Origin of the sequence: Geobacillus sp. WSUCF1, assembly GCF_000422025.1 — a bacterium.
GTDB classification, from domain to species: Bacteria; Bacillota; Bacilli; order Bacillales; family Anoxybacillaceae; genus Geobacillus; species Geobacillus zalihae.
In genome coordinates this window covers 1-9,969 of the sequence record NZ_ATCO01000107.1, presented here as the reverse complement: position 1 = coordinate 9,969, position 9,969 = coordinate 1, and the positions used below count along the sequence as shown (strand labels likewise).

11 protein-coding genes and 1 pseudogene are annotated in these 9,969 nt (G+C 54.1%); 11 read left to right on the top strand and 1 reads right to left on the bottom strand.

The features are described 5' to 3' along the window. From I656_RS05575 to I656_RS05605, 9 genes and pseudogenes are all read left to right on the top strand, one after another. Positions 1–294 (top strand): AAA family ATPase (locus tag I656_RS05575; RefSeq protein WP_020755638.1); only part of this gene is annotated, 294 nt, incomplete at its 5' end. Further along, positions 291–923: an ABC transporter permease gene (locus tag I656_RS19915; RefSeq protein WP_369770204.1), complete on the top strand. Its 633-nt coding sequence runs from the start codon at positions 291–293 to the stop codon at positions 921–923. The genes I656_RS05575 and I656_RS19915, both read left to right, overlap by 4 nt. Further along, the gene (locus I656_RS05580) at positions 832–1,506 is read left to right on the top strand and encodes an ABC transporter permease (RefSeq protein ID WP_369770205.1); all 675 of its coding nucleotides are present in this window, start codon (positions 832–834) and stop codon (positions 1,504–1,506) included. Before I656_RS19915 ends, I656_RS05580 begins: the two co-directional genes overlap by 92 nt. 149 nt (positions 1,507–1,655) lie before the next feature. After that, positions 1,656–3,056, top strand: coding sequence for a hypothetical protein (locus tag I656_RS05585; RefSeq protein WP_020755636.1), 1,401 nt, complete (start codon positions 1,656–1,658; stop codon positions 3,054–3,056). Positions 3,057–3,261: 205 nt separating this feature from the next. Further along, positions 3,262–4,299 carry a uroporphyrinogen decarboxylase gene (hemE, locus tag I656_RS05590; protein WP_025038854.1) on the top strand — a complete coding sequence of 346 codons (1,038 nt, stop codon included), beginning with the start codon at positions 3,262–3,264 and terminating at the stop codon, positions 4,297–4,299. 16 nt (positions 4,300–4,315) lie between these two features. Then, positions 4,316–5,266 carry a ferrochelatase gene (gene hemH / locus I656_RS05595; protein ID WP_020755633.1) on the top strand — a complete coding sequence of 317 codons (951 nt, stop codon included), beginning with the start codon at positions 4,316–4,318 and terminating at the stop codon, positions 5,264–5,266. After that, a pseudogene (hemY, locus tag I656_RS0115955) lies at positions 5,259–6,696 on the top strand (protoporphyrinogen oxidase). Before hemH ends, hemY begins: the two are co-directional and overlap by 8 nt. 318 nt (positions 6,697–7,014) lie before the next feature. Continuing rightward, positions 7,015–7,587 (top strand): TetR/AcrR family transcriptional regulator, encoded by a 573-nt coding sequence (locus I656_RS05600; protein WP_011230167.1) that lies wholly within the window; start codon positions 7,015–7,017, stop codon positions 7,585–7,587. Positions 7,588–7,745: 158 nt separating this feature from the next. After that, entirely contained in the window at positions 7,746–8,078 is a 333-nt protein-coding gene (locus I656_RS05605; protein WP_235045609.1) for a YhgE/Pip family protein, read from the top strand. 292 nt (positions 8,079–8,370) lie between these two features. Here the strand turns inward: I656_RS05605 and yhfH are convergent, their stop codons facing one another. Next, positions 8,371–8,508 (bottom strand): protein YhfH, encoded by a 138-nt coding sequence (gene yhfH / locus I656_RS18045; RefSeq protein WP_014195008.1) that lies wholly within the window; start codon positions 8,506–8,508, stop codon positions 8,371–8,373. A gap of 151 nt (positions 8,509–8,659) precedes the next feature. On the opposite strand from yhfH, the gene I656_RS05610 reads away from it, so the two are divergent. Both I656_RS05610 and I656_RS05615 read left to right on the top strand, forming a co-directional pair. Further along, on the top strand, positions 8,660–9,394 hold the full coding sequence (locus I656_RS05610) for an MBL fold metallo-hydrolase (protein WP_033005982.1): 735 nt from the start codon (positions 8,660–8,662) through the stop codon (positions 9,392–9,394). Positions 9,395–9,530: 136 nt separating this feature from the next. Next, positions 9,531–9,969, top strand: a 439-nt coding sequence (locus I656_RS05615; RefSeq protein WP_020755624.1) for an AMP-binding protein, incomplete at its 3' end; no start/stop codon positions are given.

Sequence of the window (9,969 nt, the reverse complement as noted above, 5' to 3'; positions counted from 1 at the left end):
TTTTTGCTTGAACCGCCGCTTTATATCATCGATGAGCCGTTTCTCGGCCTCGATCCGCTTGCCATTCACGCCCTGCTTGAGCGAATGAATGAACAGAAAGAGAAGGGGGCGGGCATTTTGCTGTCGACGCACATTTTAGCGACGGCAGAGCGGTATTGCGACTCATTTGTGATTTTGCACAACGGCCGCGTCAAAGCCAAAGGGACGCTCGATGACATTCGCCGCCAGTTCGGGCTCTGGGGGGCGTCGCTTGATGAACTGTACGTCGAATTGACAAAGGACGATGCGCCATGATTGACGCCCGCCGTCTTTGGAAGCAGCGTTTCCAAGCGGAATGGCGAAAACGGATCCGCTACTTGCGCTATATGTTCAACGACCATTTGCTCGTCGGTTTGATCATTGTGCTTGGCGGCATAGCGGTGATGTACGAGCGCTTTGCGGCGGCGCTTCCTGACTCGTTTCCGTATCCGGCTATTGCGGCGGTCGTGTTCGGCTGGGCGGCGGCCGCTGGATCGGTGCGCACCTTGTTCCGCGAGGCGGATACGGTGTTTTTATTGCCGGCGGAAGAACGGCTCGGTCCGTATATTCAGCGGGCGTTTTTCGTCTCATGGTTATGGCAGGCGTACGGCCTTTCTTTGCTTTTGCTGTTGGCGGGTCCACTGCATGCTCGCTTTTCCCCGGTGTCATGGCCGCTTTTTTTTGTTCGGTCTTTTCTGCTTCAAAGGATGGAGCTTATGGGCCAGTTGGCAAGGAAGCTACATCGCCGATCCGTCTTTTCATCGCTTTGGCGCATTTACCCGTTTCAGCCTAGCGGCGGTGTTCGTTTATTTGGTGCTGGTTGCGGCCCCATGGCCATTTTTCGTCGTTTTGGTCGGTTTGATGGTTGTTCTGTCCATCTGTTTGTCAAGATTGGTCAGAGGTAAAACATGGAAATGGGAACGGATCATCGCGGAAGAACAGCGAGCGGCCACGGCGTTTTACCGGTTGGCCAACTTGTTTACCGACGTTCCGGAATGGCGGGAGGCGGCGAAGCGGCGGCGCTGGCTTGATCCGCTGCTCGCTTTGATACCGTACGACGAGCGGCATGTGTTTTTTCATTTGTATGCCCGCACGTTTTTGCGCGCCGGCGGGTATGCTGGTCTATATGTCCGCCTCACTGCGATCGGAGGCGTCATGCTGGCTGTGATCGATCACCAATACGGGCGGGCGGGCATCGCATTTTTGTTTCTTTACGCGACCGCTGTTCAATTGGCCGCGCTGCCTTCCCATCATCGCTATTTGCTATGGCCGCGGCTGTACCCGTTGCCGCAGGCGCAACCGGATGCTGCGGCGGTTCGGTTGCTTTCCATTCTGCTGATTGGGCAAAATACGATATTCCATCTCGTACTGTTGGCTGTTTCCCCGCGCCTTCTTTGGCTCGCCACTTGGCTTGGCGGAAATATATGGGGGCTTTGGACGGCAGGGCGGTACGTGCGCCTGCAGCGTGGGCAGAAAGCCGGACGCTAGCGCTGTTTGCGCTGGCGCCGGCGTTTTTCATTCTTCAATGGATGGCCAAAGCTTTCACACCTTTTTTCCCGCTTCATATGCTGTAGTACACTGGCCTGGGCGCATGTCCGGCGGTCAGGCTGGAAGTCGGGAAGAAAGGGGAATGAATCATGGGTGTAGAGCTTGTAGCGTTGCACTGGATTTACTTGCTGTTCATCGTGCTCATTATTGGGTTTATGGTCGCCCGCAAAGATACATCGCTCATTTGCATTGCCGGCATCTTTTTATTGGCGGCGGTCGCTACCCATTCGTTGAGCGCGGCGGTCAGCGGAGTGTTTAACAGCTTTATTTACGCCATTACGGAGCTATTGCCGACGATTTTAGTCATCTCCATTATTGTGGCGATGAGCAAAGTGTTGTCGGCCACCGGCATCAATGATGTCATGGTTTCGCCGTTTGTCCGTTTCATCCGTACGCCGGCTTGGGCGTATTGGACGATCGGAATTTTGATGATGATCATTTCTTGGTTTTTCTGGCCGTCTCCGGCTGTTGCTCTCATGGGGGCAGTTCTGTTGCCGGCAGCGGTCCGGGTGGGCTTGCCGGCGTTGGGAGTGGCGATGGCGATGAACTTGTTCGGGCATGGCATCGCGCTTTCCGGCGATTTTATCATCCAAGGGGCGCCGAAATTAACGGCCGATGCCGCCGGGCTGCCGGTCGGCGATGTCATCGCTGCCAGTGTGCCGCTTGTTTTTGTCATGGGGGCCGTCACAACGGTCACCGCGTTTTACTTGCTGCGCCGTGACATGAAGCGAGGGCGCCTGGCAAGCGGGGAGGCGGAAATGGCTGCAACGGTCGATTCGACGCTGGAAAAAACAAGTCATTTCCTGACGGGACAAACGAAAAAATGGCTTGCGCTGTTGATTCCGATTTTGTTCGCCCTTGATGTCATCGCGATGTTTTATTTGCGGTTGCAAGGCGGGGAAGCGACCGCCTTGGTCGGTGGGACGGCGATTTTCATTTTGATTCTCATCTCCGTTCTCGCCCATCGGCAAGAAAGTTTTGCGGAAGTGACCAATTACTTTATTGAAGGGTTTCAGTTCGGGTTTAAAGTGTTCGGCCCTGTTATTCCGATCGCCGCGTTTTTCTATCTTGGCGATGCGGGGTTTGTGAAAATCATCGGCGACTATTTGCCGCAGGCATCGCAAGGCATCGTCAACGATTTAGGGGTTGCCTTGGCTCATGCGATGCCGCTGAACAATGAGGTGGGAGCGGTTACACTTACGATCGTCGGGGCGATTACTGGTCTTGACGGCTCCGGGTTTTCCGGCATCTCGCTCGCCGGTTCGATCGCCCATTTGTTTTCTGTAGCGATCGGCGGCGGAGCGGCAACGTTGACGGCGCTCGGCCAAATCGCCGCCATTTGGGTCGGCGGCGGCACGCTCGTTCCGTGGGCGCTCATTCCAGCCGCAGCGATCTGCGGGGTTGACCCGTTTGAGCTGGCGCGCCGCAACCTCATTCCTGTTGCTGTCGGCTTGGTGGTGACGACCGTTGTCGCCATGTTTCTCATCTGAACAGAAAGCTGTCCCGTGCGGCCGGGGCAGCTTTTTTGCTATAATGGGCATGGACTTAAAAATCGGTCGATTTTTTGACAGTTCGCCTTCTTCTCTATACATTGGGTACGGAAAGCTGTATAGTGAAAAGGAGATAGGCAATGTTTGAAGGCAAAAAAAAGGCGAAACCATTGACGGGATTGTGAGGACAGAAAGGCGGATGGAGATGGCTAGACAGATCAATGATACATTTTTGCGCGCCTGCCGCGGCGAACAAACATCGTACGTGCCGGTTTGGTATATGCGGCAAGCCGGACGGTCGCAGCCGGAGTATCGGGCGCTGAAAGAAAAATATTCGCTGTTTGAAATTACGCATCAACCGGAGCTTTGCGCGTACGTCACGAGACTTCCAGTTGAGCAATATGGCGTCGATGCCGCCATTTTATATAAAGACATTATGACACCGCTGCCGGCCATTGGCGTGAACGTCGAGATTCAGGGCGGCATCGGGCCGGTGATCGCAAATCCGATTCGCTCGCTTCAAGACGTCGAGCGGCTTGGGGAGATTGATCCAGAACATGATGTGCCGTATGTGTTTGAAACGATTCGGCTCCTTGTCAACGAACAGTTGGATGTGCCGCTCATCGGGTTTGCCGGGGCGCCGTTTACGTTGGCGAGCTACATGATTGAAGGCGGTCCGTCAAAAAATTATCATAAGACGAAAGCGTTCATGTATGCTGAACCGAAAGCGTGGTTCGCCTTAATGGACAAGCTCGCTGAGATGACGATCCGTTATGTGCGGGCGCAAATTCGGGCAGGGGCAAGCGCTGTGCAAATTTTTGATTCTTGGGTTGGCGCCGTTAGTGCTGACGATTACCGGACGTTTATCAAGCCGGCGATGGCGCGCATTTTTGCCGCTTTGCGGGAAGAAGGGGCTCCGCTCATTATGTTTGGCGTCGGCGCCAGCCACTTAGTGCATGAGTGGAACGATTTGCCGCTTGATGTCATCGGCCTTGACTGGCGGCTGTCGATTCGCGAAGCGCGCCGCCAAGGCATTGCGAAAGCGATTCAAGGCAACTTGGATCCGGCGGTGCTTCTTGCGCCGTGGGACGTGATCGAAGAACGGGTGAAGCGCATTTTGGACGAAGGGATGGAACGGCCGGGCTACATCTTCAACTTAGGCCACGGCATTTTTCCGGATGTTCAGCCGGCGACACTGAAGCGTCTGACCGCTTTTATCCACGAATATACGTCAACGAACTAAACGAGGGGGTGGCACAATGGTGAAAAAAACAGTGGGGCTGCTCGTGATGGCGTACGGAACGCCGTACCGGGAAGATGATATTGAACGGTATTATACGCACATTCGCCATGGGCGCAAGCCGCCGCAGGAACAAATCGACGATTTAAAAGCGCGTTACCGGGCGATCGGCGGGTTGTCGCCCCTTGCGAAAATTACGGAAGAGCAGGCGAAACGGCTCGAGGAGCGGCTGAACGAAGTGCAAGATGAAGTCGAGTTTCGCATGTATTTAGGGCTCAAACATATTGAGCCGTTCATTGAGGATGCCGTCGAGCGCATGCATGATGACGGCATCAAAGAAGCGGTTGGGATCGTCCTAGCCCCTCATTATTCCACATTCAGCATTCGCTCGTACAATGAGCGGGCGAAAGCGGCAGCAAAAAAGCTCGGCGGACCGACCATTTACACGATTGATCAATGGTATGACGAGCCGAAGTTTTTGCAATATTGGGCAGAACAAGTGCGGGCGATTTTTGCCGCCATGCCGGAACGTGAGCGGGAGCGAGCTGTGCTGATCGTATCCGCACATAGTTTGCCGGAAAAAATTATTCAAGCCGGTGACCCGTATCCAACGCAGCTCGAAGATACAGCGAAACGAATTGCTGATCAAGCCGGCGTCGCCCACTATGCCGTCGGCTGGCAAAGCGCCGGTCAGACGCCGGAACCATGGCTTGGGCCGGACGTGCAAGACTTGACGCGCCAGCTTTACGAAGAGCGCGGCTATACGTCGTTCGTTTACGCGCCGGTCGGTTTTGTCGCCGACCATTTGGAAGTGTTGTATGACAACGACATTGAGTGCAAACAGGTGACGGAAGAGATCGGCGCCCGCTATTACCGACCGGAGATGCCCAACACGAATCCATTGTTTATTGATGCATTGGCGTCGGTTGTGTTAAAGCGGTGGGCGGAAGAAGGCGATCGACATGAATGAAGGGCAACGGACGGTCGTCATCATCGGCGGTGGCATTACCGGCTTGACGGCTGCTTACTACTTGCAAAAAGCGATTCGAGAGCAACGCCTCCCACTTGCATGCAAACTTGTCGAGGCGACGCACCGGCTCGGCGGAAAAGTGCAGACGGTCGTCCGCGACGGTTTTGTCATTGAACGCGGTCCAGACTCGTTTTTGGCGCGGAAAACGAGCGCGTTTCGCCTTGTGAAGGAAGTCGGCCTTGAACATGAGATCGTTCATAACGCGACCGGAACATCGTACATTTTGGTCAACGGCAAACTCTATCCCATTCCGGGCGGAGCGGTGATGGGCATTCCGACGCGCATCGCCCCGTTTTTAACGACCGGACTGTTTTCCCCGGCCGGCAAGCTGCGGGCGGCGCTTGACTTTGTGCTGCCGCCGGTGAAAGTCGATGGTGATATGCCGCTTGGCCGCTTCTTCCGCCGCCGCCTCGGCGATGAGGTGGTGGACAATCTCATCGAACCGCTACTTTCCGGCATTTACGCCGGCGACATTGATGAGATGAGCCTAATGGCGACGTTTCCACAGTTTTTTCAGCTTGAGCAAAAATACGGAAGCCTTGTCCGTGGAGCGAGACGAACGACGCCGAAAGAGCAAAAAGAGCGGAAAGGGGCGTTCCAGACGTTAAAAACGGGCTTGCAGTCGCTCGTTGATGAAGTGGAAAAACGGCTTGAGCCGGGCAGCGTCATCAAAGGGGTGCGTGTCGAGCGGATCGTTCGCACCGATTCGGCGTATCGGCTGCAACTGAGCACAGGAGAGGTGTGGGGGGCAGACGGCATCATCGTGACAACGCCGCATCATGTTGTGCCCGACATGTTCGCTGACTATCCGTTTTTCGCCCCGTTCCGTTCAGTGCCGCTGACGTCGGTGGCGACGGTGGCGCTCGCATTTCCGGAGGAGGCGATCCGCCAAGACATTGACGGCACCGGGTTTGTCGTTTCGCGCCGCAGCGATTACACGATGACAGCGTGCACATGGACGCATAAAAAATGGCCGCACACCGCGCCGCCTGGCAAGGCGCTCTTGCGTTGCTACGTCGCGCCCGGGCGATGAGGAGATCGTCGACCAACCTGATGATGAGATCGTCCGTGTTGTATTGGATGATTTAAATAAAGTGATGAACATCGCCGGCCAACCGGAGTTCGCCGTCATCTCGCGCTGGAAGCGGGCCATGCCGCAATACACGGTCGGGCACCGCGAGCGGCTGGCGAAGATTAAGGAGCAGATGGCGTCCGAGTTGCCGGGGGTGTTTTTGGCCGGCAGCTCATACGAAGGGCTCGGATTGCCGGATTGCATTGACCAAGGCGAAAAAGCGGTGCGTGACGTGCTTCTGTATTTGCAGCAAGCGCCAGTTCAACAGACGTCCGATCTGTACAGCAGCGTCCGTTAACCAACGGTTTTCCAACGCCCTGGTCCGTTCGCCGCTCACATTTGGACGTCGGTGCGGCCGCCCGCCGTTTGAAGCGAAAAGCAGCGGATGGCTGTTTGTCTCTTTTGGTTCGTGGAAGTGGTTTCCGCTGCAAAAGGGATGTGAAAAGAACGTGGGAGAAGCTTCAACGGCGCTTCTACCCATTTGCTTGGAAAGGATGAGGGAGCAGGAAGAAATTCCGTCCCCAATGCGACGGCCCTTTACATCCATGTTGTTTGATAGTATAATGGATACGGATTGACCAAATTGTTCATTTAGTCAGTTTGAAGGATGAGGAGTATGGCAAGCGACCGCAAACGGCAAATCATCGAAGCGGCGGCCCAATCGTTTGCTGCCTTTGGCTACAAGGCGACGACGATGGAGCAGATCGCCAAGCTCGCCAACGTCGGCAAGGGGACGATCTATACGTTTTTTAAAAGCAAAGAGGAACTGCTTGATGAAATCGTCTCCGGATTGATTATGGAAATCAAGGCGGAAGCGGAGCTGGCGATGGACTCGTCGCTGCCGTTTTCCGAAAACGTCCACCGCGCCTTGTACCGCATTTTGGAATTTCGCCAGCGCCATCAGCTGACGGCGAAGCTGCTTCAAGAAGTGCGCAATATCGGTACGGCGGCGGTGCAAGAAGTGCTTGCCAAACTGGACCGGGCAATGGTCGAGTTCATTCGGCAAAAAATTGATGCGGCGGTGGAAAAAGGGGAGATTCGTCCGTGCAATTCGGAAATTACGGCATTTTTGATGCTCAAGACGTACATCGCCTTGATCGTCGATTGGGAAAAAGATCATGAACCGTTGACAAAAGAACAAATTGCTGAATTGTTTACGCTCTATTTTTTGCAAGGATTGTCGAGATAGATGATCCTCTTTTTTTGTTGGAAATTGACCATACGGACAATTTGGTCATCTGTACAAAGGAGGGAGCGCCATATGCTGCGAAAAGAGCTGCGGGCCATCGTGCTCCGCCCGAATTTGCTTGGCATTTGTTCACTTGGATCATCAGCATAACATTTATGATGATTGTTCAATTCCTTGTCACCGTGTTTGACAACCCGGGCCGGTTTCTTGCCATTTTGCTATTGATTGCCCAGCTGGTCGGAAGCGCCGGCACGTATCCGATTGAGCTCGTTCCGGGTGCGTTGCAGTCGCTTCATCCGTGGCTGCCGATGACCCATGCGATCCGTGGGTTGCGAGCCGTCATTTCAAGCGGCGATTTCTTGGTCATGTGGAAGGAAGCTGCGATATTGCTTGCGACAGCCGCGGTCTTTGCCTTGGCGACGCTCGTGTATTTTCTCCTTCGGTATCGCCGCCGTTATGCGGTATGGACGGAAACAGCGGCTCAAACGTGATGATTGAACCATGCCGTCTCGAAGGCGTCCTAAAAAGATTGGGACGCCTTTTTGCATTGGCCAATATCGGAATCAAACAACAGATGGAATTAAAACCATTTTCTAGGACGAGGGATTGCTTTTTGCGGATGGGCCGCCATTAGAACGTTGTGTGTGATGGCGCCCCTGAGATTGGCAAAAAAAAAATGCCTCTTAGCTGGAGGCAGTCAAAAGAAAAGGCAGGCTGCATTAGGGAACAGCCAAACGCCGGCGGGGCAGCCGACGTCGTGACGCAAGGGCAGCGTCCGCTCACCTATTGGCGGTAAGCGGCGCCAAGGCAATCAGAACATGTGTTGCCGTAGCATTCATGCTGCTCGTCAATCTCTTTGCCGCAGTGCGTACATTTTTTAGGTGGCAAGTTTCTGAAAAATTCCAACACTTTCATCAACATTCCGATCCCCTCCGTTGTCTTGGTAATTTTATTGTATTATAACACATAACAAAATGTCAATATGTGTTTTAAAACAAAAATCAACAAAGATGAAAAAATAGGCGCGGTTGTGTATGATGAAGACAAAACGAATGGAAGGAGAGAACCGAAAATGAAAGTGACGGTCATCGGCTATTGGGGAGGGTTCCCGGCCTCCAATGAAGCGACATCGGCGTATTTGTTCGAGCATGACGGATTTTGCCTGCTCGTTGATTGCGGCAGCGGGGCGCTTGCCAAGCTGCAAAACTATACGGCTGTGGAAAACTTAGATGCGGTCATCATCTCCCATTACCATTACGACCATATCGCCGACATCGGCCCGCTCCAATACGCGCGTCTCATTCATAAAAATTTGGGAGCTGACCTTCCCGTCTTGCCGATTTACGGCCATGTGGAAGACGAGGCGGCGTTTTCCCGCTTGACGCACAGCGGCATTACGGAAGGAATTGCCTATGACCCGAATGGGACGCTGGCTGTTGGACCGTTTTCGATCACATTTATGAAAACAGTCCATCCGGTGCCATGCTACGCGATGCGCATTACTGCCGGCGGCAAGACGGTTGTTTATACGGCCGATTCAAGCTATATACCGGAGTTTCTTCCGTTTGCCAAAGGAGCCGACTTGCTCATTTGCGAGTGCAACTTTTACGCTGGGCAAAACGCGGCGCCGGCTGGGCATATGACGAGCGAGGAGGCGGCGGCCATCGCAGAGGGAGCACGTGTCGGAGAATTATGGTTGACGCATTTGCCACACGTTGGCCGGCACGAGCAGCTGGTTGAGGAGGCTGGCCGGACGTTCCGCGGTGTCATCCGCCTCGCCCGCACCGGCCTAACATGGGCGCAATAGGCCAAAATAAGAGAGAGCAGCAAAGGAAACGCTTTCCCTTGCCCTTTGCTGTTCTTTTTTTTATAATGGATATAGTTCGAATTTTTTTATTTATAAAATGAATGGTCATTCATTCATTTTGGGGGGAGGAGCGTATATGAACGTCACGGCGCGGTTGGCGCAAATCGCGAAGCAGTTGCCGGACAAGGAAGCGTATGTGTTTAGGGAAGAGCGGTGCACGTATCAACAATTGGATGAAGCCATTTCCCGATTTGCCGACGGATTGGCGCGGCTTGGCATTCGCCGAGGCGACCATATTGCCTTGTTGCTTGGCAATTCGCCGCAGTTCGTCATCGGCTTGTACGGGGCGCTGCGGCTTGGGGCGACCGTCATTCCGATCAATCCCATCTACACGCCCGAGGAAATTTCTTATATTTTGCACAACGGCGACGTCAAGGCGGTGATCGGCCTTGACTTGCTCGCTCCGTTGTTTGTGGAGGCGAAGAAGCGGCTTCCGCTGCTCGAGCATGCGATCGTTTGTGAAACACCGGAAGGGAAGGAAAAAGGCATTTCCCTGTCGGAAGGAATGAAATCGT